This window comes from Pseudomonadota bacterium (genome assembly GCA_011049115.1).
Taxonomy (GTDB): Bacteria; Desulfobacterota; Anaeroferrophillalia; order Anaeroferrophillales; family Tharpellaceae; genus DSCM01.
Map to the genome: position 1 here is coordinate 42,430 of DSCM01000102.1, position 22,487 is coordinate 64,916.

At 56.0% G+C, this 22,487-nt stretch carries 18 protein-coding genes and 3 pseudogenes; 4 read left to right on the forward strand and 17 right to left on the reverse strand.

Annotated features, from left to right (window positions below):
• Window positions 1-7: 7 nt before the first annotated feature.
• From ENN66_09235 to ENN66_09315, 17 genes and pseudogenes are all read right to left on the reverse strand, one after another.
• Entirely contained in the window at window positions 8-478 is a 471-nt protein-coding gene (locus ENN66_09235; protein ID HDS16769.1) for a phosphatidylglycerophosphatase A, read from the reverse strand.
• Window positions 479-598: 120 nt separating this feature from the next.
• Window positions 599-986 (reverse strand): annotated as a pseudogene (locus ENN66_09240) (response regulator).
• 231 nt (window positions 987-1,217) lie between these two features.
• Window positions 1,218-3,866: a cation-translocating P-type ATPase gene (locus ENN66_09245; GenBank protein HDS16770.1), complete on the reverse strand. Its 2,649-nt coding sequence runs from the start codon at window positions 3,864-3,866 to the stop codon at window positions 1,218-1,220.
• A 197-nt stretch (window positions 3,867-4,063) separates the two neighbouring features.
• Window positions 4,064-5,167 (reverse strand): annotated as a pseudogene (locus ENN66_09250) (pyridine nucleotide-disulfide oxidoreductase).
• Between the two features lie 18 nt (window positions 5,168-5,185).
• Window positions 5,186-6,784, reverse strand: coding sequence for an ABC transporter ATP-binding protein (locus ENN66_09255; GenBank protein ID HDS16771.1), 1,599 nt, complete (start codon window positions 6,782-6,784; stop codon window positions 5,186-5,188).
• An 83-nt stretch (window positions 6,785-6,867) separates the two neighbouring features.
• Complete coding sequence (locus ENN66_09260) at window positions 6,868-7,989, reverse strand: response regulator (protein HDS16772.1); 1,122 nt, start codon at window positions 7,987-7,989, stop codon at window positions 6,868-6,870.
• A 3-nt stretch (window positions 7,990-7,992) separates the two neighbouring features.
• Window positions 7,993-9,117, reverse strand: a complete 1,125-nt coding sequence (locus ENN66_09265; protein HDS16773.1) for a PAS domain S-box protein — start codon at window positions 9,115-9,117, stop codon at window positions 7,993-7,995.
• A 96-nt stretch (window positions 9,118-9,213) separates the two neighbouring features.
• Complete coding sequence (locus ENN66_09270) at window positions 9,214-9,924, reverse strand: response regulator (protein HDS16774.1); 711 nt, start codon at window positions 9,922-9,924, stop codon at window positions 9,214-9,216.
• 198 nt (window positions 9,925-10,122) lie between these two features.
• Window positions 10,123-10,674 (reverse strand): response regulator, encoded by a 552-nt coding sequence (locus ENN66_09275; protein HDS16775.1) that lies wholly within the window; start codon window positions 10,672-10,674, stop codon window positions 10,123-10,125.
• 261 nt (window positions 10,675-10,935) lie between these two features.
• Window positions 10,936-11,043 (reverse strand): annotated as a pseudogene (locus tag ENN66_09280) (ATP-binding protein).
• Between the two features lie 42 nt (window positions 11,044-11,085).
• Window positions 11,086-12,153 carry a GAF domain-containing protein gene (locus ENN66_09285; GenBank protein HDS16776.1) on the reverse strand — a complete coding sequence of 356 codons (1,068 nt, stop codon included), beginning with the start codon at window positions 12,151-12,153 and terminating at the stop codon, window positions 11,086-11,088.
• An 81-nt stretch (window positions 12,154-12,234) separates the two neighbouring features.
• Window positions 12,235-12,444: a hypothetical protein gene (locus ENN66_09290; GenBank protein ID HDS16777.1), complete on the reverse strand. Its 210-nt coding sequence runs from the start codon at window positions 12,442-12,444 to the stop codon at window positions 12,235-12,237.
• Window positions 12,445-12,447: 3 nt separating this feature from the next.
• Window positions 12,448-13,041 carry a HAMP domain-containing protein gene (locus ENN66_09295; GenBank protein HDS16778.1) on the reverse strand — a complete coding sequence of 198 codons (594 nt, stop codon included), beginning with the start codon at window positions 13,039-13,041 and terminating at the stop codon, window positions 12,448-12,450.
• Between the two features lie 273 nt (window positions 13,042-13,314).
• Window positions 13,315-16,815: a PAS domain S-box protein gene (locus tag ENN66_09300; protein ID HDS16779.1), complete on the reverse strand. Its 3,501-nt coding sequence runs from the start codon at window positions 16,813-16,815 to the stop codon at window positions 13,315-13,317.
• Window positions 16,766-17,833: an ABC transporter permease gene (locus tag ENN66_09305; protein HDS16780.1), complete on the reverse strand. Its 1,068-nt coding sequence runs from the start codon at window positions 17,831-17,833 to the stop codon at window positions 16,766-16,768. Before ENN66_09305 ends, ENN66_09300 begins: the two co-directional genes overlap by 50 nt.
• A complete protein-coding gene (locus ENN66_09310; GenBank protein HDS16781.1) occupies window positions 17,830-18,930 on the reverse strand; it encodes a microcin C ABC transporter permease YejB in 1,101 nt (366 codons plus the stop codon). Before ENN66_09310 ends, ENN66_09305 begins: the two co-directional genes overlap by 4 nt.
• Window position 18,931: 1 nt before the next feature.
• On the reverse strand, window positions 18,932-20,761 hold the full coding sequence (locus ENN66_09315; GenBank protein HDS16782.1) for an ABC transporter substrate-binding protein: 1,830 nt from the start codon (window positions 20,759-20,761) through the stop codon (window positions 18,932-18,934).
• A gap of 339 nt (window positions 20,762-21,100) precedes the next feature.
• Between ENN66_09315 and ENN66_09320 the strand changes: the two genes are divergently transcribed.
• The 4 genes from ENN66_09320 to ENN66_09335 are packed head-to-tail and all read left to right on the forward strand — an operon-like array spanning window position 21,101 to window position 22,471.
• Window positions 21,101-21,373 (forward strand): GIY-YIG nuclease family protein, encoded by a 273-nt coding sequence (locus ENN66_09320; protein HDS16783.1) that lies wholly within the window; start codon window positions 21,101-21,103, stop codon window positions 21,371-21,373.
• A gap of 52 nt (window positions 21,374-21,425) precedes the next feature.
• Window positions 21,426-21,857: a transporter substrate-binding domain-containing protein gene (locus ENN66_09325; GenBank protein HDS16784.1), complete on the forward strand. Its 432-nt coding sequence runs from the start codon at window positions 21,426-21,428 to the stop codon at window positions 21,855-21,857.
• 43 nt (window positions 21,858-21,900) lie between these two features.
• Window positions 21,901-22,140: a PAS domain S-box protein gene (locus ENN66_09330; GenBank protein ID HDS16785.1), complete on the forward strand. Its 240-nt coding sequence runs from the start codon at window positions 21,901-21,903 to the stop codon at window positions 22,138-22,140.
• The gene (locus ENN66_09335) at window positions 22,130-22,471 is read left to right on the forward strand and encodes a hypothetical protein (protein ID HDS16786.1); all 342 of its coding nucleotides are present in this window, start codon (window positions 22,130-22,132) and stop codon (window positions 22,469-22,471) included. Before ENN66_09330 ends, ENN66_09335 begins: the two co-directional genes overlap by 11 nt.
• Window positions 22,472-22,487: the final 16 nt, after the last annotated feature.

Genomic DNA, 22,487 nt, shown 5'->3' on the forward strand with positions numbered 1-22,487 from the left:
GAAAAAATTAGATGATCAATATCTTTACCTGCAGAACCAGCCAGGCCATAACGCCGGCCGCCAGATCGTCGGCGACAACCCCGAAACCTCCGGGAAGATTGGCTTCGCACCAGTCGGCGGGAAAGGGTTTGACGATGTCAAAAAAACGAAAGAGTAAAAATGCGGCCACGGCGTTACCTAATCCCAGCGGCACTCCGGTCAGCGCCAGGGCCAGACCGGCGATTTCATCAATGACGATTACCGGACTGTCGGTGGTCTTCAGAGGCTTAGCGGCCGCCCCGGCAAGATAGACGGCAACTCCGGAAAAAAGCAGCACCAACAGCAGGTATGCAGCCTGATCCAGCCGGGAAAAAATCAACCATAACGGCAAGGCGCCCAGAGACCCCCAGGTCCCCGGAGCTCGCGGCAAGGCGCCCAAACCACCGCCGGACACCGCCAAAAGCAACCAGTCTTCACGACCAGGAAGTCTACCGGACATTTATTTTCCCCCGACCTGGTTTTCTCCGCCAGCCGGCGGAGAGGCTACAGACTTCTAGTGAAAGAAGTTTCCTTTGTCAATTATCGAAAAAACAAACTAAGTCAGACTTGTCTACCTGACCTATTTTGTTCGCTCAAGCCAGCGATCGATCTTTTTAAAAGCCGCATCGGTTTCGGAAAGCAGGGTGCGAATAGAAACCGGCTTGATAAAATAATCATCAAAACCGGCTTCACGGCACTCATGCAGGTGAAACATCAAGGCATAACCGGTAATCGCGAAGATAATCGAGATAGACTGTAATTTACGAACCCTGCGGCAAAGCTCAATGCCATTCATCCCGGGCATATTGAGATCAAAAAAGAGCAGATAAAAATTCTCATTTTCAATGATCTTTAAGGCCTCCTCCCCACTTGCCGCGGATTCTGTTTTGTAATGTGCCGAAGCCAGAGCCCGGCAGAAAAAGTTCCCGAACCTCTTTTTCATCATCGACTACCAGAATTTTTTTCATCTTCCATTTCTCCCCGGGACCATCCTTCTGGAGAACGGCCCAGAACCAAAGCCCTTAAAACAGATTTACAGTATCCACTGATACCATAAAACCGGTAAACGGCAAAATAAAATAATCCTTGCGCAAACCAGGTCTATCTCAACCAAGTCAAATCCAACTTCAGGTTGGCGGCGATAGATTGCATCTGCAGAAACAAACTTTCGGCGCTGGCTTGACGTTTTACGACAAGGCTCAGAGCGATGGTTTCTTCAGAGATAAGCTCCGGGAAAACCGGTAAACCAGAAAAACAAGACTGAACAACAAGCCAAGGGACACAATCCAGGCCAGATCGAAAAAGCTCAGAGGAGTGATCCTGAAATAGAACGCTAGCGACGACGTATACATGAGGACACCCTGCAGTAAGAGCGAAAAGATGATGGAATTCCAGACCCACAGGTTGGAAAAAAAGGGAACTTCATATTCTTTGCGAATCAGGAAAACCAGAATCATCTCATAAAGAACCACAAAATTGAAGACCACGGTTCGCGCCTTGCTGAGCTGGTCCTCCGAACTGGCAACCCCGCCAAAGTGGTAAAAGAGAAACAACCCCAGCAAGGTGCCGGTCACCCCCATAAAAGCAATCAATCCCAACTTGGCTCCGGTCAGCAAAGGCTCATCCTTTTTCTTGGGTGGTCGCCGCATAATATTGCGCCCGTAACCGTCGACACTGAAGGCCAGCGCCGGAGCCCCATCGGTAACCATGTTGATCCAGAGCAGCATAACTGCGGTCAGAGGTAGGTTCCAGCCCAGCAGCACCGCCAAAAAAATAATCAGAACCTCGCCCAGATTACCGGAAAGCAGGAGCATGATTGATTTCTGAATATTGTCATAGATGCCCCTGCCCTCTTCGATGGCATTGACGATATGAGTGAAGCTGTCATCCAGCAGAACAAAATCGGCGGCTTCCTTGGCAACATCAGTACCACTGCCGACGGCGATGCCGATATCGGCCTTTTTCAGGGCCGGAGCATCGTTGACCCCGTCCCCGGTCATGGCCACAATATGGCCAAGTTCCTGTAAAAGGGTGACAATCCTTTGTTTGTGTTCGGGTACCATCCGGGCAAAGATGTTAGTGTCTCCGGCCAGACGTTCGCGCAGTTCGGCATCGCTCATCCCGGCGAGCTCGGCTCCGGTCAGAATACCGCCCTCAATACCGACCTCCTTGCCGACAGCCCGGGCGGTCTCGCGGTAATCTCCGGTGATCATAATGACCCTGATGCCGGCCGCATAGGTTTTGACGATTGCCGCTCTGACATCGGCACGTGGGGGGTCTAGCATGGCTTGCAAACCAATAAAAATCAACCCTTCCTCCCGAGCCGGCAGACTGGTTTCGGCCTGCAACAAAGGACTAACGGCAAAGCCCAGAACCCGCATGGCTTGTCCGGCGTAAAAATCGTTACGACCGGCGATCAGACGCCGCAGGTTCTCATCCAGGGGCAGAACTTCACCGTCTAGCAGAACCTGCGCGCAAACCTTCAGAATCGAATCCGGCGCTCCTTTCGCGTAAAGCCTGAAAGCGCCGTTCTCGATCACCGTCACGCTCATCATTTTACGCTGCCCGTCAAACGGAATTTCATCAACCCGAGCCGCACTGATTCGGCAATGGGCCTGCTCGGCACTGATCAGCAGGGCGATTTCCGTGGGGTCACCCCGTTTTTCCCGGCCTGACGCCCCCGCTTTGATTTCAGCGTCATTACAAAGAGCTCCACCCGTAAAAAGCAGTTTCTCAACCTCTTCCAAGGCGCCGGAAAGCGATTCCCCATCCAAAGCTATTTCCCGATTCAGGGTCCAGGCCCTGACCACGGTCATTTGATTACAAGTCAGAGTTCCGGTTTTATCACTGCAGATAATATCGCAACTGCCTAAGGTTTCAACCGCAGCCAGCCGCCGGACCAAGGCCTTGCGGCGCAGCAGGCGTTTAACCCCGATGCTCAGAGCGATGGTCACCACCGCCGGCAGGGCCGTGGGTACCGCCGCCACCGCCAGGCTGATGGCGATAAAGGAAAAGGCGATCAGCGACTCACGACTGACATTATGAAACTGCAGATATTCCTTGCCGCAGGAAAGGACCATGACCATCAGACAAATGAAAATGATCACCAGGCCTAAACGATGGCCAAAGCGATCAAGGCGGCGTTGCAGTGGGGTTACTTCCTCGACCGCACTCTCAACCAGGCCGGCAATCGCGCCGATCTCGGTTTCCATGCCGGTGGCGACCACCAGCCCAAGCCCCCGACCGCTGACGACCGCGGTTGAGGCAAAGAGCATGTTTTTACGGTCGCCGAGCTCCAGAACCTGAGTATGAACCTCGGTCGTCTTAGTTACCGGCAGACTTTCCCCGGTCAGAACGGCTTCATCGACAAGCAGGCGATTCGCCTCCAGGACCCTGGCATCGGCGGGAATCCGATCGCCGCCCACCAGACTGACCAGATCGCCCGGGACCAGATCGCGTGATTTGAGTTTGCGCCAGTTGCCGTCCCGCAGCACCGTGGCCTCGACTTCGGTCATCTCTTTTAATGCCGCCAGCGAACGCGCCGCCCCGAATTCCTGAAAAAACCCGATAAACGCATTGACCAGAACTATCGCAACAATAATCAGGGAATCGACATACTCACCGATAGCCAGAGCGAAAGCCACGGCAAAGAGAAGAATATAGATAATGAAGCTTTTAAACTGCTCCAGAAAAATCCGCAGCGGATGAGGCGGCGGCATTTCTCTGAGTCGATTGAAGCCGTATTTTTCGAGCCGGGCGGTGGCCTCGGTTTCTGAGAGGCCTTGCCCGTCACAAACTAATTCAGCAAAAAGCTCAGTCGCGGTCTTCTGATAAGGGGCTACCTTCATGTAAACCCGCCTTTTAAACTGCCTGGTGATACATCCTTGACCCGGGCAACGGTGAAAAAACGAGGCCGCTCTCGCCCGGCGCGCTCCTTTTCCGCAGCTGTCAATCTTCTTTGTAATTCATTCAGCCAAGCGCTTAGACACTCGTATATAACCATGGAAAGCAGGATATTCTGGTTGGCTGAATAGGTACTCTTATTTTATGTAAAGCGGCGCATGAACTGGCGATCAATGTAATCTTTGAGCCTGAAAGCGCTTTTGCCGGAACAGGTCAATCCCCATTTGTACAGCAAGCCACTACCGTCGCCGAGATTGAAGATCTGCAGATAGTCGCCCCCGGGGGAAAAAGGGCGCAGTGGGCGGTTCTCCAGGGCAGCCCGCAGATTATAAAAAAGTACTGGATTTTGCCGCACGGCGTAGACCCCGACCTTATCAAGCGGCTGTTCCGTAAAAGCGATGCAGTCGCCCCCACCGAAAATTTCGGGACAAGACCAGGACTGAAGAAAACGGTTTACCGCAAGGCCTCCACCCCCTTGCACCAGCAGGCCGGTTTCCACCGCCGGAACCAGGGGCCGGACCCCGGTGGCAATCAGAACGGCATCGAAATTAATCCGTAAACCTGAGACAAGTTCAAGCTGATCGCCATAAACCGCGTTGACATGACCTTCTTCGAGCACTTCAATAGCGCGTCCTTTCAGCGACGCTGTAACCCGCCGTCTGACGCCGACGGGAAAACGAGCCAGCAGTTTTCTGCCGGCGCAAAGCTTAAAACAGAGACGATTACAACCCGCCTTATCCCCCAAACGCCGGAGATTTCCCACGATCTCGACCGCGGCCGGGCCGCCGCCGACCACGGCGACCGTCAGCTTGCGCTTTCGCAGGCGATCACGAATAAAGGTCCGGGCCGCGAGCAGACTTGCAATCGGCTTGACCATGAAGATATTGGCGGCTTTTTCCCTGATCATGCCATGCGGGACGTAGCTGCCGGTATTCAACGACAGGATATCGTAGCCCAGCGTTTCTCCGGATTCAAGCTCCAGTTCCCGTTTTTCGGCCGCGATGCGCACGACCCGCTCCTGAATAAAACAACCGCCATTTTTCTCAACCTGGGCTTGGGTCGGGGAACGGATCTCCTCGGGCTCATAGAAACCGCCGAGCAGCCCCGGTCCCATACCGGAATAGTAATGTCAGGGCGAAGGCTGAATCACCGTTACCCGATGTCCGCGCCGGACAAACTCATGCAGACCGGCCAGGGTCTTAAGGTGAGCATACCCGCCGCCGACCAGGACCAGATTTTTCGGCATGGTCACTCCTTGGGCTGATCAGGTCAGCGCCGCCGCCAGCAGGGTTTGCGTGTATGGATGAACCGGATGGTTAAACACCTGCGCGGCCGCTCCGCTTTCAACGATTTTTCCCTCGTGCAGCACCATGATGCGATGGCACAGAGCCCTGATTACTTTAAGATCATGCGAGATAAAAAGATAGGCCAGATTATGTTTTTCCTGCAGGGCCCGCAGCAGATCGACCACCTGGGCCTGAACCGACCGGTCCAGCGAGGACGTCGGTTCATCCAGAACCAGCAACCGGGGCTCGAGAACCAGGGCTCGGGCGATGGCGATCCGCTGCCGCTGGCCACCGGAAAACTCATGCGGATAACGGCGTAGACAGCTTTCGTCGAGACCGACCTCGGCCAGCGTGGCGATCACCTTCCGCAAGCGTTGCCGGGAATCACCCAGACCATGCAGAGCCAGGCCTTCGCCGACGATTCGGTCAATCGTCAGGCGTGGGCTCAGGCTGGAAAAAGGATCCTGAAAAACAACCTGAAGATCACGTCTCAAGGCGCGCAGCGCCGCACCTTTCAATCCGGTGATATCACGGCCGGCGAAACAAATCTCACCTTTTGCCGCCAGCAGACGCAACAGGGCGAAGCCCAGGGTCGATTTTCCCGAGCCGCTCTCACCCACCAGGCCGAGACTTTCCCCGGCGCGAATGGCCAGCGAAACCCCGTCCACGGCTTTGACATGATCCCGAACCCTGCGCCAGAAACCTCGACGCAGGGGAAACCAGACCTTGAGATCACGGGCTTCGAGAAGGTAGTCGTTTCCCGTTTTCAAAGCCGGGGGCCGGCCGGAGGGTTCGGCGCATAACAGTTTTTGGGTGTAAACATGTTGCGGGCGGGCAAAAATCTCTCGACAGGTACCGGTTTCGACAATACGGCCACCGGTCATGACCGCGACCCGGTCGGCATAACGCCGGACCACTCCCAGATCGTGAGTAATCAACAGCATCGCCATGCCCAGACGTTTATTCAGATCGCGCAACAGGTCGAGTACCTGGGCCTGCACAGTCACGTCCAGAGCCGTCGTCGGCTCGTCGGCAATCAACAGGTCCGGCTGATTGGCTAAGGCCATGGCGATCATGACCCGCTGCCGCTGACCGCCGGAAAGCTGATGCGGATAGGCGTCAAGACGGCGAGCGGCGTCTTCGATACCCACCATTTCCAATAGTTCACGAACCTTTTGCCGCAGTTCCCGGCGGCCCTCGCCCCCCCCGTGCAGTCTCAGGCTTTCCCCGATCTGGCGGACAATCGGGTGCAGCGGATTAAGCGAGGTCATGGGTTCCTGAAAAATCATGCCGATTCGATTACCGCGCAGATTCCGCATGCGGCTTTCCGGCAGGGTAAAAATCTCCTGGCCCTTGAAAAAGATGTGCCCCTCACCGGGATGCCAGGCTTCCGGATAAGGCAGCAGGCGCAAAATCGAATGGGCGGTCACCGATTTGCCGGAACCGCTTTCGCCCACCAGGGCCACGATTTCATGTGGAGCAATCGCCATGGACAGTCGATCCACCGCCAAAAGCGGTTCCGGCCCGCGTCCGAAAGCCACGGAAAGATTCTTGATTTCAAGTAAAGGCTGAGTCATCAAACTTAATTCTCACGTCTGTCTATCCAGGGTTACAAATTAGCTTCCGTGACGGGCGGCATACGCCCTGACCCGTTTTCGTTTTATCCGTTCAAAGCCTCGCGCACCTTGATCGCCAGATTCCGATTTGAAAAAGGCTTCTGAATAAAAATCACCCCCTGATCCAGCAAGCTCCGATGGACAATAACATTGGCCGAGTATCCGGACATAAACATGGCTTTCATTGCCGGATACTGACGGCGCAGTTGCTCCGCCAAATCACGACCGTTCATGACCGGCATGACCACATCGGTGATCAGCAGGCTGATTTCACCCGCGTGCCGCTCAGCCAGGTTCAGAGCCTGATCCGTGGTCTCGGCGGCCAGCACTCGATAATTCAGCCGTTCGAGGATCGCCTTGACGAGTTTCAGGATGGAAACTTCATCCTCGACCAGCAGCACGGTTTCGCCTTGACCCACGGGAACTGTCGTCACCTCCGGCTCCGCGCCCGGTTCGTCTTCACCCTGATGACGAGGCAGATAAATCCTGATGGTTGAGCCTTTCCCCGGTTCGCTGTAAACATTGATGAAACCTTTATTTTGTTTGACGATACCGTAAACCGTGGCCAGACCCAGGCCGGTGCCGTCGCCGGCTTTCTTGGTCGTGAAGAAAGGATCGAAAATATTGTCGATGATTTCCGGAGGCATGCCGCAGCCGTCATCGCTGACGGCTAAAAGAACGAAGGCACCGGGAATAATAAATCCGGCGTGAGCGGCGCAGTAGGCCTCGTCAATGGATACGTTATCGGTCTCAATGGTGACCTTGCCGACATCGGTGATGGCATCCCGGGCGTTGACGCAGAGGTTGGCCAGAATCTGGTCGACCTGAGACGGGTCCATATAAACAGGCCACAAGCCCACTCCCGGACGCCAGAAAAGATCAAGGTTTTCACCCAAAAGCCGACGCAGCATTTTGAGCAGACTTTCCACGGTCATATTTAAATCAAGCACTTTGGGGTTGATCTTCTGTTTGCGGGCGAAAGCCAGCAATTGCCGGGTCATCGCCGCGGAGCGGTTCGCGGCGTCAAGCACTTCCTCCAGATCGGCATACAGAGGCGTGGACGGGTCCAGCCCTTCCAGCGCCATCTCCGTATAACCGATAATCACGCTGAGCATATTATTGAAATTATGGGCCACGCCTCCGGCCAGACGGCCCACCGATTCCATTTTCTAAGCCTGGTGAAGCTGAGCTTCAAGGTTCTTGCGAACGGTAATATTTCTGACAATGCCGACGCCATGAAGACGGTTGTCCAATTCAACCAACACGGCGTTGATATCGGCTGAAAAGAAACTGCCGTCCTTGCGCTTGAGCTGAACATCCTGCATGACCACGATCTTATCGCGGGGCGACGGTGCCAATCGTGCCCGAAAGTCCGCCAGCCGATCCACCGGGCAGAAGTCGGAAACCGAGAGTTCGTGAAGTTCCGTAACGGAGTAGCCCAGCATGCGACAGAGCGCTTCATTGCCCGCGACCAGACGGCCTGACTTGACCTTTGCCAACAGAATGCCGTCGCCGGCCGAATCGAAGATGGTGCGCAGGGTTTGTTCCGATCTTAGACGCTCGGCCTCCACCTCGATTCCGTGCAGCGCAAAAGCGATGTCACCGGCGATTTCGGTCGGCAGCGAGGTTTCCTGAGCGTCACCCACAAATTCCGGCGGCGCCAGAACCCCCAGACAGCCGTACTGCCGGCCCTTATGCCTGAGCGCGAGGGTCATGCCGGCGCATTTTTCATATTGGCCTCCCAGGGGACAGCTTTCGCAGGAGGTCGCCGGATCATTGGTCAGTGCCCCCTCGCAGCAGACAGGATTTTCCCCCTCCGCGGCCCGGCCCAAAAAACGAGCGAAGGCATCGGGGTCAAATCCGCTCTGCGCCCCCTCAACCTTTTTCGGCAAGTGATCGTTCAGCACAATCCAGGCGCCCCTGAGCCCGCGTTCACGAACCAGATTCCGGCATACGGCCTGAATCAGGCGGTCACGATCCTTTTCCCGCACGATCAGCTGATTGACGCTGCGGACACCCTGCAGAACTTCGTTCAGAAACTGGATTCTTCCGGTTTGTTCCGCGACCATTTCCTCCAGTCCCTGTCGGTACCGGGCCAATTCGTCCTCGACCTTTTTGCGTCGGGAGATGTTGCGGATAATACCGACCGTGCCCAGAAAAGTGGGTAAACCGCCATTAACGGCGCCATACAGGCCGGAACTGTTAACCTCGCCGATGAACCCGGTTTGACCGCCACGGTGCAACTCCGCGGGCACGGGTTGATCGATTCCGCACGCAAGCAGGTGCAACTCCATGGCCAGGGTCTTGCGGGAACCCGTTCGACGTTCATCAAAGAGCTTGGGCGCTTCCTCGTCACCGGTTTTCCGGCCCGCTAATCCGGGAAGGACAGCTTAGCGACTGACTTTCTCAACCTCGGCGGGCAGGGCAATCGTGGCAAACGGCAGCCCGATCAATTCTTCAGAGCTGTAGCCTAAAAGTTTCACGGCGTCGTTCAGAAACGTAAAACGGCCCTCGGTGTCGATACGGTAGACGATGTCGGGGATCGTCGTCACCAGGGTCCGATATCTTTCTTCAGAGGCGGACAGTTCCATGATTCTCCGGGCCAGTTCCTTCTGGGTACGCTGCAGTTCCAGAAACACACGTACCTTAGCCAACAAGACGGCCGGTTTGTACGGTTTCACGATATATTCAACCGCGCCCAGTTCATAGCCTTTGAACAGGTCTTCTTCCTCGCCGTAAGCTGCGGTCATGAAGATAACGGGCAGATTTTTCGTTTTGGGGTCACCCCGCAAAAACTCGGCCAGCTCGTAGCCGTTCATGCCGGGTATCCGCACATCGAGAATCGCCAGGGAAAAATCGTGCGAGAGCGTCATGGTCAGGGCCTGATTCCCGCTGCCGGCCTCGATGACTTCGACATCCACGGCGCTCAGGACCTGACGCAGGGCGACCAGGTTTTCCCGGTGGTCGTCCACAATCAGAACCTTCTGCCGTAACGGACGAAAAGGAGTTGAGGCAAGCCCACAAGACTTCGCGGTCAAAATGTGCGCGCCTACCTCCGGAGCGGGAAAAACGTCTTGATTGCGGTTGTCTTTCTGAGCCATATCAAGTCCTCTCCGCCAAAACCATCTCAGCTTTACAACTCATTCAGCCACCCTTACCGGCACTGTTTTTTGCCCTAATACGGGAAGCGAGCCCCGCAACCTTTCATCCGTTTCGTATAATTCGTGAATGACCTTTTGCTACGCCTCCGGCATGCGATTTACCACCCGGTGCAGAAACAGCGAGACTTCATCCAGCAGTCACTCCTGGGAACGCACATCCTTGATCAAAACAGATTGCGCGTGTTCGCGCAATCTGTTTTCCTCGTCGCGGCTGAGATCCCGGGCGGTATGCACGATCACCGGCGGTAATTCAACCCCCTCGCGTTCAAGCTCGGTGAGCAACTCGTTGCCGTCCATGTCCGGCAGCCGCAGATCGAGAACGGGACAGTCATAGTTTTCCGCACGCAGCGCGGTCATGGCCTCGGCCCCGGTCGCGGCCTCGTCAACCGTGGTGTCAGCGCTGGCGACCAGCGCCACCGTCGCATGACGGATCTCCGGATCATCCTCGACCACCAGCACCCGCTTGGAATGTTCGGCGGCAACCTGTTCGAGCCGGCGGAAAGTCAGTTCGAGTTCTTCCGCGTTCAAAGGTTTGACGGCGTGGCTGATCGCGCCGCGGCTGCGCGATTCGGTCGTGGGTTCTTCAACGGATACCACATGAACGGGAATATGACGGGTGCGAACATCTTCCTTGAGCATCCCCAGGACCGTCCAGCCGTCCATACCGGAAAGCCCGATGTCGGGAATCACCGCCTCCGGCAGATGTTTGACCGCGAGTTCCAGACCGATTTCCCCGGTCGCCGCGGCCAGGCATTTCAGGCCTTTCTCGTGGCATTTATCCCGCAGGAGCCCGGCAAAACGTAAATCGTCCTCAATAATCAGAATAACCCGGTCAGTGGCGCTGAGAAGATCACGATCGTCGTTTATCGGGGGTGGAATCCGGGGCTCTGCAGTCTGGACATCGGCATGTTTTTTCGCCGACCGCGCTCCGTTTTCAGGGGCTGTCTGAGCTTCAACCGGAAGTTCAAGGCGAAACGTCGATCCCCGGCCCGGTTCGCTATCCAGCTGGATTTCACCGCCCAGCAGGGTTGCGATTTCGCGGGAAATCGACAGCCCCAGTCCCGTGCCGCCGTATTTTCGCGCCGTGCTGCCGTCGGTCTGCTAAAAGGCCTCGAAAATCACCTTATGCTGTTCCCGGGCGATGCCGATTCCGGTGTCGGTGATGCTGATGGCGAGCTGTCGCGGAGCGCGGATCCGACCCTGAGCGAAGGTGACCGTGACGCCGCCGGTCTCCGTGAATTTGACGGCGTTGGAGACAAGGTTGCGAATCACCTGTTCGACGCGCTTGGGGTCGCTGGTAATTTCGTCGGGCGCGTCCTCACGGATCACCACCTTCAGGCTGATCCCCTTTTCCTCGGCCAGATGCCCGAAAGATGTGCGGACGCGTTCGGCAAGCTCGCTGACCGACACCGGTCCGAAACGCAAATCTATGCGCCCGGCCTCGATTCGAGACAGATCCAGAATTTCGTTGATCAGGTTCAGAAGATCGTTACCGGCGGCGTGAATAATCTTCGCCGACTCCACCTGATCGGCGGCCAGATTGCCATCCTGGTTTCGGGCGAGACCTTGAGCGAGCAGCAGCAGGCTGTTCAGCGGCGTTCGCAGTTCATGCGACATGTTCGCCAGGAATTCGGACTTGTACTTGCTGGCCAGCGCCACTTCCTCGGCTTTTTCCTTCACGACCTTTCCGGCACGTTCGATTTCCCGGGTCCGGCGTTCAAGCAGATCATTTTTTTCCTTGAGCTCCTCATTGGTGAGCTCCAATTCCTCTTGTTGCCGCCTGAGATTTTCCTCGGATTCCTGCAAGCGCAAAGTCTGTTCTTCCAACTCCTCGTTGGCAACCCTCAACTCCTCCTGCTGAACCTGAAGTTCTTCGGTTAAGCGCTTCGACTCCTCGAGCAGTTCCTTCATGCGTTCCCGCGATTGGGCGGTCTGGACGGCGATCCCGATCGAATCGGTCACCAGGTCAAAAAAGTCCCGGTGCAGAGCCGAGAACGGCTTAAGCGAGGCAATTTCAATAACCCCCATGAGCTCCTGCTCAAACAGGAAGGGCACAGCGAGAATATTCCGGGGGCCCAGTTGGCCGAGGGCCGATCCGATCATGACATAGTCTGCCGGCACATCGTGCAGCGACAGCGGCTTTTTCCCGGCCGCCGCCTGCCCCACCAACCCTTCACACCAACCGCAAAGACCTCCGACACCGCCTCGTGTTTACGGTAGGCATAGCGACCGGTCAGACGAAGCCGGCCGTTAACAAACAGAAAAAGCGCTCCCCAACTGGGCGTCAACGACTTCGACGACACAGGCGATAATTTCATCGGCGAGCGTCACGAGGTCCTTTTCACCCCGCAGGTGTTCGTTCAGCCGGTTCCGCCCCTCGCGCAGCCGCTCCTGTCTTTGCAGTTTAGCCGCCATGTCGTTGAAAGCCGCGCCGAGCCCGCCGATTTCATCACGAGTCAAAATTTATGTGCGCACGCCCAGATCGCCCGCGGCGACCCGCTCCGCCGCGGCGGTGATTTGCTGTAACGGAAAGGCGATCACCCGGTTCATTACCCAGGCTATGAAAAGGGCAAATAAAATCGCCGCCAGCGCGATGATCACAAACGTGATGACCGCGTGGTTCAGCAGACGCGCGGATTCGCCCACCCTGGTGGCGATATATTTTCGCAGCCCCTCGTCAACCGCGATCAAAGTTGCACGCATTCGTTCAAAACGCGCTTTTTGCGCTCCCGTGCCGATCATACGCGCTTCGTCGGCTTTACCGGCGCCAATCAGTTTAAGCTGTTGCGCGAGATCCAAACAATAGGCCTCCAGATCATGCTCCAGTTCGGCAACCAGTTTGAGTTCTCCGGCGAGCGCATGCTTGTGCAAAAAGGTCTTGACCTGATCAACGGCAAGGTCAATCTCCTGCAATCTGTCCTCAATTTCGCGCTTTAAAGTACTCGTGGCGGCGACATTCTCGGCTACCAGCAGTCCCAGCAAGGAACCCCGAATGCGATTCAGATCGGAGCGGGTTTCCAGTAAGGCCATCAAGGCCGCATAACTCTGGTCAACCATCTAGCGCTCAAGCCTTTGCATCAGGGCGAGTTTATCATAGGCGGTCAGGGACAAGCCGACCAGCAGGGCGCCCATGACCCCAAAGCTCAATAACAGCTTTGACTTTACCCCTGAGATGTCTAAACCAGTCCATGACAACGCTCCTTTATAATCGGGGCCATTTTGAATCTTAAAAAACAGCTCCCGCGCCGCGATTTCCGGCCTGACCACGGGGGAAGACGAGCTCAAGAAAACCCGGTCAACCGTTGCCGGAAACACACGCGTTAAACCCCATCATTTGTCGGCCAGCACCATCCTGATTTTGGCGGCCAGATCCCTGGTTGAAAAAGGCTTCTGAATGAATTGGCAACCTTTGTCGAGCACCCCCCGGTGCACGATCACGTTCGCGGTATATCCCGACATGTACAAACACTTAAGCTTTGGGTACAGGGCCTGCAAGCGTCCGGACAGTTCCCGGCCGTTCATTTCAGGCATCACCACGTCGGTAAGCAACAGGTCGATCTCGCCGTCATGCTCGGCGGCCATCCGCAAAGCGTCGGAAGGGGTCGGCGCGGTCAAAACCCTGTAGTTGAGTTGGGTGAGAATGGTTTTAACCAGCTCAAGAATGGGAAATTCATCTTCCACCACCAGCACGGTTTCAGCGGCGCCCGGATGAATCTTTTCGGGAACCGGCACAGGCTTCTCCGGAAGCTCTGCCCCCATATACCGCGGCAGATAAATCCTGAAGCTGGTGCCTTCGCCCGGTTCACTGTAAACATTGATAAAACCCTGGTTCTGTTTGACGATTCCGTACACCGTGGACAACCCCATGCCGGTGCCCCGGCCGGCCCCTTTGGTGGAAAAAAAAGGCTCGAAGATCTGCGCCACGATCTCGCGGTCCATGCCGCAACCGTCATCACTGACGGCCAACAACACAAAATCGCCGGGCGCGGCCTCCGCGTGCAACGCGCAATAAGCCTCGTCGAAGCTTACCTTGGCCGTCTCAATACTGACCTTGCCCACATCGCTGATGGCATCCCGGGCGTTGACACAGAGGTTGGCAAGAATCTGATCGAGTTGCGACGGGTCCAGCAGCACCGGCCACAAATCATTTCCCGGATGCCAGACCAGGTCAAGATCCTCTCCGATGAGTCGCCGCAAAATCTTAAGCATGTTCTGCACCCCGGCGTTCAGGTCGAGAACCTGGGGCGCAATGTTTTCTTTGCGGGCGAAGGCCAGCAACTGCCGAACGATATCCCGGGATCGTGCGGCCGCGGCCAGAATTTCCTGCAGATCCTTATGCAACGGCGTTTCAGCTGCCACTTTATTCAACGCCAGTTCCGAGTAACCGATGATGACACTGAGAATATTGTTGAAATCGTGGGCCACGCCTCCGGCCAGACGGCCGACGGCTTCCATCTTCTGAGCCTGGTTGAGCTGAGTCCGCAGTTTATCATGTTCCTGATCGACGGCAAGACCGTGTAAGGCGAAAGCGAGGTCGCCGCAGAGTTCTGCGAACAGAGCCCGTTCCTCGACGTCGTCTGCCACCCCAACCGGCAGAGCGGCCACGAGGACGCCATACTCTTCGCCGGCATGGCGCAAAGCCCCGGCCAGGGCCGCCGTGTCGCCGTAGGTATGAGCCAGAGGACAAACATGGCAATCAGCTTTCGTACCATGCCCGAGCACAACCTCAGGTCCGGCCAGGGCCCGGCGGCAGCATTCCGGCCAGACGCCGTTTTCAAGCTCACTCCGCAACTTGGCAAAATTGTCGCCGACCCCCGCTGCGGCCACAACCCGCAGTTCCCCCAAGCCCTCGCGCAAGGCGACCCAGGCGGAATGATAACCGCGGGTTTCGACAAGGATTTCGCCGGCCCGGCGCAACAGAATTTCCCGGTTCTTCTCATGGATGATCAATTGGTTGACCTTGCGCAAGCCTCTTAACACGGCAGTTACATGCCGCAACCGCTCCTCCATTATTTTGCGCTCGCTGATATCCTCGCCGGCGCTCAGAACCCCGGTAATGGCGCCCGTCTCGTCCCGCAAGAGAGCATTATGCCAGGCAAGGGTGCGACGTTCGCCGTTACAGGCGATCACCTCATTTTCATGGTATTCAAAGGGCTCGACCTTGCCCGCCACGATCTGCGAGAACAAAACGGACACCTCATCCTTGTTCTCGGCGGGCAGGCAGTTGTCAAACCAGTTGCGGCCTTTGAGTTCTGCCGCTCGCCGGCCCAGCAATTCGCAACCCTTACGGTTGATGAGACTGATATCGCCCTTCTCGTCCAGGGCGACAATCACAGTCTCAACCGTGTCCAGATAACTCTGGCTGCGGGCCAGCTCGGCCCGCAGCGTGCGCTCCGCCTCGCGCTCCCGGGTCTGGTCACGGAAGACCAGAACCACGCCGCTGATCACGCCCTTTTCATTCCGAATAGGTGCGCCGCTGTCGGCGATGGGCCGCTCCACCCCATCGCGGGCAACGAGCAGGGTGTGGTTGGCCAGGCCGACGATCGTTCCCTGACGCAGAACCTTGGCCACCGGATCTTCGACCGGATTTCGGGTTTCCTCGTTGATAATGCGAAAAATCTCGGTCAGCGGGCGGCCGCAGGCCTCGGCCTGAGACCAGCCGGTAAGGTTTTCGGCTACCGGATTGAGCAGCTCCACCAGCCCCCGACCATCGGTGGCGATGACCGCGTCGCCGATGGCTTTTAAGGTCACGCGGTGGCGTTGTTCACCGGCCCGCAGCGCCGCCTCGGAAAAATACAAGGCCCGGTAGTAAGCCTTTTTGTTGCGTTGTCCCATAACCAATCCGAGCGCGCCGATGCAGGCGGCCAGCAACATAAACAAGGCCAGAATCAGGGCCGAGCGGAAACGCCATTCGGCAAAGACTTCCGCTTCATCGATTTTGGCGATCATGATCCAGGGAGAATCCGGAATGGGAAGAATGACCGCGACCACCTTGACGCCGCGATAATCTCTGCCCCGCACAAAGCCTTGCCGGCCCAATCCGGCCATGACGGCTGGAGTCTCGGTCCGGCTCAAAGGCAGCCGTAATTTAAGAGCGGTGTCGGAACGATGCCGCAGGTCGTTGAGAAATAAAACCTCGTCGCCGTCGCGTTGCACCAGCAGGGTTTCCGCGCTGTCGCTGGGCGTCGGCCAGAAACGGACCAGGGGATAGAGAAAGCTTGAGGCGTCATTGACCATGATCAACGCGGCCAGCGGCAAAACGCTTAATCCGTTTTTATGATAAAGCGGCATGATCAGCGCAAGATGCGGAAACGTGTCGCTCGATTCCAGGTGGAGACTGGTAAATACGGGAGCATGTGCACTCCAGGCCTGCGCCAGGGCGGACTCGAAGTCGCACCGGCAATCAGGAGCCGCGACCAGGCTGAGCAGCACTTGTCCTCCCGGGTCCGCCAGCATGATGTCTGCGTAGCCGTGGCGTTTCGCCAGGTTACGCAGACGCAGAAGCAGATCGCGGCGTTGTTCCTGACCTTGCCCGGCCATGAAAGAGGTCACGCTTTGCAGCAGAAAGAAATAATTTTGCAGGGCGGCGGCCGCTTGCAGCTGATTCTTGCGCCAGGCGGCGATCTGCTCCGCCTTAAGTCGCGCGATCGCGCCGAGATCATTCTCGACCTTTTTTTCAACAGCTTGTTCCTGGGCCTGGTAGAACCAGAAACCGCCGAGCAGCAGGACGCCGAACGCCGACACCAGAAGAATCTTGAGTAAACGGAAGATAACCTTGAAATCAGGTTTCATGGCGTAAACCTCGCGCCCCCCGTCGCGGATCAAAGGCATCCCGCACCCCTTCCCCGATAAAAACCAACAAACTCAGCATGACCGCCAGAATAAAAAAAGCCGACAGCCCCAGCCAGGGGGCATGCAGGTTGGCCTTGCCCTGGGCCAGCAGTTCTCCCAGCGAAGGCGAACCCGGGGGCATGCCGAAACCCAGAAAATCAAGCGAGGTTAAAGTTGTGATCGAAGCGTTGAGAATGAACGGCGCGAAGGTTACGGTCGCGACCACGGCATTGGGCAGAATATGACGGAACATGATGGTCAAATCTCCGGCTCCCAGGGCGCGCGCGGCCCGGACATAATCGAGATTGCGGCCACGCAGGAATTCGGCCCGGACCATGCCAACCAGGCTCATCCAGGAAAAAAGCAGCATGATCCCGAGCAGCCACCAGAAATTCGGCTGAACAAAACTGGAAAGGATAATCAGCAGATAAAGCACCGGCAAACCCGACCAGATTTCGATCAAGCGTTGGCCGAACAAATCGATGTAGCCGCCATAATAGCCTTGCAGCGCTCCGGCCGTAATCCCGATCACGGAGCCGACCAGAGTCAGGCAAAGACCGAAGAAGACCGAAATGCGGAAACCATACAACAGGCGAGCAAAAACATCGCGTCCCTGGTCATCGGTTCCGAGCCAGTTGGCCGCCGACGGCGGCGACGGGGCCGGTTGCATGAGATTATAATTGATCGTGTCATAATGATAGCGCACCGGCGGCCAGATAACCAGGCCGCCGCCCGCGCGAATCAACTCCGCTAGATAAGGATCACGATAATCAGCCGCGGTCGCGAACTCCCCGCCGAAATCGGTCTCGGCGTAGTCCCGCATGACCGGCGCATACAGACGGCCGCCGTACAGAATCAGCAAGGGACGGTCATTGGCGATCACTTCCGCGCCCAGGCTGAGCCCGAAAAGCAGGAGAAAAATCCAGAGTGACCAGTAGCCCCGCCGGTTGGCCCGGAAACGTTGCCAGCGGCGGCGCTGAAGCGGATGGGAAAAAAAATCAGGCGAAAACAGGCTCATGCATCTCGTTCCGCAAAATCGATTCGAGGATCAACCACCATATAACAGAGGTCGCTGATCAGATTGGTAAGCAGACCCAGCAGCGTGAAAAGATAAAGGGTCGCGAACATCACCGGATAGTCCCGACCGATCGTGGCCTCGAAACCCAGCAGCCCGAGCCCGTCGAGGGAAAAGATCACCTCGATCAACAGGGAGCCGGCAAAAAACATGCTGATGAAAGCGGCCGGGAAACCCGCGATGATAATCAGCATCGCGTTCCGGAAAACATGACCGTAAAGCACTTCCTTGAAACTCAAACCCTTGGCGCGAGCCGTGATGACGTATTGCTTGCCGATTTCATCCAGAAACGAATTTTTGGTAAGCATGGTCAGGGTCGCGAAACCGCCGATCACCATGGCGGTCACGGGCAGGGCGAGATGGTGAAAATAGTCGATAACCTTGCCCCCCGGACTGAGATTGGCAAAATTGTCGGAGACCAGTCCCCGCAGCGGAAACCAGCTAAGATAGCTGCCGCCGGCGAACAGCACGACCAGCAGGACCGCGAACAGAAAAACCGGAATCGCATTGCCGATGATGATTATGGTACTCGACCAGATATCGAAACGGCTGCCGTGTCGCACCGCCTTGGCGATGCCCAGGGGAATCGAAACCAGGTAAATAATCAACGTGCTCCAGACCCCGAGAGAAATCGAAACCGGCATCTTTTCAATGAGCAGTTCAACCACTCGTTTATTGCGATAAAAACTTTCTCCGAAATCAAAACAAAGATAATCCCGAAGCAACTTCAGATAACGTTTATGGAGGGGCTGGTCAAAACCGTAGAGTTTCTCGATTTCTGCGACTAGTTCGGGATCGAGCCCCTGAGCTCCGCGATAGCTCCCCCGATCGGCCGAATTCTGCCCGGCGCGGCTTTTCAGCTCGGCGTTTTCACTCCCGGCAACCCGGACCGTGGCACTCTCGCCACTTTTCTCCAGGCGGGCGACCAGCTGCTCCACCGGACCGCCGGGAGCGGCCTGAATAATAAAGAAATTAATCGTCAGGATGCCGATCAGGGTCGGGATAATCAGCAGCAGCCGGCGAATGGTATAGGCAAACATTTCAGGGTTGCAAACTCCACCAGGTCATCAGCCCGAGACCGTAGCGGGGCACGGTCTCGGGCTGGGCGAATTTATTCCAGTAGGCGATGCGAAAGGTGCTGATATGCCAGTGCGGCAGCACGTAAAACCCCCACTGCAACACTCGGTCCAGGGCCCGCACCCGGTTAACCAGACTGCGTCGATCTTCAGCCTGAATCAGCGCTTCAACCAGAGCGTCGACCACCGGATCCTTGATCCCGGCCAGGTTGCGACTGCCGAAAACCTCGGCAGCCTCCGAATGCCAGTAGTTGCGTTGTTCGTTGCCGGGAGAAAGGGACTGACCAAAACTCCAGACGACCATATCAAAATCAAATTCGCGCACGCGATTAAGATACTGAGCCGTATCAATGACCCGGACCACGGTTTCAATACCGAGGCGCTCAAGATTTTTTTTAAAAGGCAGGACAATCCGCTCAAAGGCGGGAGAGGTCAACATGATCTCAAAGACAAAAGGTTTGCCCTTTTGATCGACCAGTTTACGATCGACAACCCGCCAGCCGGCAAGTTCCAGCAGGGCCGCAGCCTGCCTGAGATTGGCCCGCAGGGACGCCGGAGGCGTGGTGGTCGGCAGCCGATAGCTGTCGCTAAAAACCTCGGCCGGCAGTTGCGGCCGAAAAGGCTCAAGCAGGGCCATTTCGGCCGCTGACGGCGGACCGACCGCGGCCAATTCGGAATTGCTGAAATAACTCTGCGTGCGCTGATATTGATTGTAAAAGAGATTCTTGTTACTCCACTCAAAATCAAAGGCGTAAATCAGAGCTTCACGAACCCGGCGATCGGCAAACAACGACCGCCGGGTATTGAAAACAAAACCCTGCATGCCCTGGGGAATCTCATGGGCGATCTCTTTTTTTATAATCCTGCCGCTATCAAATTGCGGCCCCTGATAAAGAGTGGCCCAGTTTTTGGAAACATTTTCGTGGCGAAAATCGTATTCTCCGGCCTTGAAAGCCTCCAGGGCGACGGTGGCGTCGCGGTAATAGTCAAAAACCAGAAGATCGAAATTATAGCGTCCCGAAGTAACCGGCAGATCCGCCCCCCAATAATCCTTGACCCTTTCATAGGTGACCGACTTGCCGGGAACAAAGTCTTTCAGACGATAAGGACCGCTGCCGAGCGGCACCGTCAGATCGGCCACGTCAAATTCCTTGTCCCGCCAGAAATGTCGGGGCAGAATCTCTAGCTGGCCGACGATCAGGGGCAATTCTGAGTTTTTGCCATCCTTGAAAGTGAATTTGACCCGGTGTTGGTCCAGGGCTGCGACGCCGGTTACGTCGGCGTAATAGCGCTTGTACATGGGTTGACCTTTTTGCAGCAGCAATTCAAAGGTAAAAACCACGTCTTCGGCCGTCACCGGTGAACCGTCATGAAAGCGGGCTTGCGGACGCAGGTCAAAAATCACGAAACTGCGGTCCGCAGCCAGCTCAACCTTTTCCGCCAGCAGACCGTACTGACTGAAAGGTTCATCCTCGGCCGCGGCCATCAGGGTATCGTAAATCATACCGATACCGGCCGCCGCCACCCCTTTCAGAATATGGTCATTGAAGCTGTCAAAGGTGCCGATCACCGCCTGGCACAGCCGGCCGCCTTTAGGCGCCTTCGGGTTGACGTAGGTAAAATGGGTGAATTCAGGGCCATATTTGAGTTCGCCATGCAGAGCCAGACCATGACTGGTACTGGTGGCCGCGGCCGCGCTCAGACGCGGCCCGGACGGAAAAAGCCAGGACAACAGCCCGATAAAAAAACCTCCCCAAACCAACACTTTTCGCTTGACCGGCACCGGCAACTCCATTCCAAATAAAACAAAAAGATAAGCCGTCAAAAAACTACCTCGGAAATAGCCCTAGCACAGTCGGCAGGGACTGTCCAGCGGGCTTTAAAACAATTCTTGACTTTAAAACATATTTTTGCAACTATTCAGCGCAGTTGCTATCAGCCTGTTTAAAGACTTGAAAACCATGAAAATCGCAGGGAAATCGGGATGGCGAATTTCCCTCTGGTTTTCCGGGTCAACTGGACGGTTACGTATTTTTTTTAAGATAACAAGCTCATTGAAATTGAATTCGGCGTTATACAGAGCACTGAAAAACTAAGCATAACAATTTATAGATAAATCATCAATTATTTTTCAATGAAAAAATGGCGGGTCTACATGCTGCGTTGCAGCGACGGTTCCCTTTATACCGGCATCACTAATGATCTGGTTTCACGCTTGCGGGCGCATCACGAAAAAAAGGGGGCCCGCTATACGCGTTCGCGCCTGCCGGCGGAGCTGGTCTATTGGGAGGAAGCCGGAGACCGCAGTTTTGCCAGCCGCCGGGAAGTTGCGCTCAAGAAGTTGTCTCGTAAAAGAAAACTTGAACTTATCGCCGCGCGTCAGTTTCCACCCAAGCAGTCGGGCTGAGGTCCAGCGAAAACACCGTTCGAACTCTTTGGTCTGGTGCGAGAGACACTCCATGAAAACCTCAAAACCTAGGCTCTTATGCCGTTTTCTCCTGATTTATTCCATTCTGTCTGGTGTTTCGGCGTTTATGGCGGAAAACTCGGCCGCCACCTTCCTCTCCGCGGCCGAGCAGCAATGGCTTAAGGAAAAGAAAGAAATCGTTTTCATCAGTCAAACGCTTTATCCCCCCTTCGAGTTTATCGCCGCCGACAACAATCGAAAAGGCATGTGTATCGAGCTGGTCTCCTGGATCGCCACGGAACTTGGTTTTAAGGCCGTCTTTCAGGACGCTTCTTTTGCCGAGGCCCAGGCCGCGGTCCTCGACGGGCGGGCCGACGTCATCACCAGCCTCTTTCACAGTCTAGGACGTAAGCGTGATTTTGCTTTCACCGAGGTGACCTGGGAGGTGGCCGGCCCTGATCTTCATCCGTGCGCAAAGACCTGACATCACTACTCTGGCCGACCTGAACGGCAAAAAAACCATCGCGATGCAGAAAGGGGATTACGCGGCTGAATTTCTTCAGAATCATGACCTCGCCTTCACGCTCGTCTCAACCGCGAACTTCGCCAAGGTGGTCAACCAACGCACCCGGGAACTGAGTCGCAGCGAAGAAAAATATCGCGTGCTGGTCGAATCATCCCATGACCTGATCTGGGAAATGGACAAGCAACTGCGTTTTTCCTATATCAGCCCCAACGTTACAACCCTGCTCGGCTATGACTCTTGAGGAATTGATCGGCAAGACGCCGTATGACCTGACGGAAGATACGGAGGCCCAGCGTGCGCGGAAAGAGGTCGGCAAGATTCTCATGCGAAAACAGGGCTTTACCAACTTTGTCAGCGCCACCCTGAGCAAAACTGGAAAATGCGTGCTCTTTGAAACCAACGGTCGACCTTTTTTTGATGTAAACAACGTGCTGCGTTGTTATCGCGGCAGCAGCCGCGATAACAACCCTGAAAGAAGAGGAGAAGCAGCGGCGGCGGGAACTCGAACAACAGCTGCATCGGGCCCAGAGCATGGAAACCATCGGTCTGATGGCCGGAGGCGTGGCCCATGATTTAAACAATATTCTC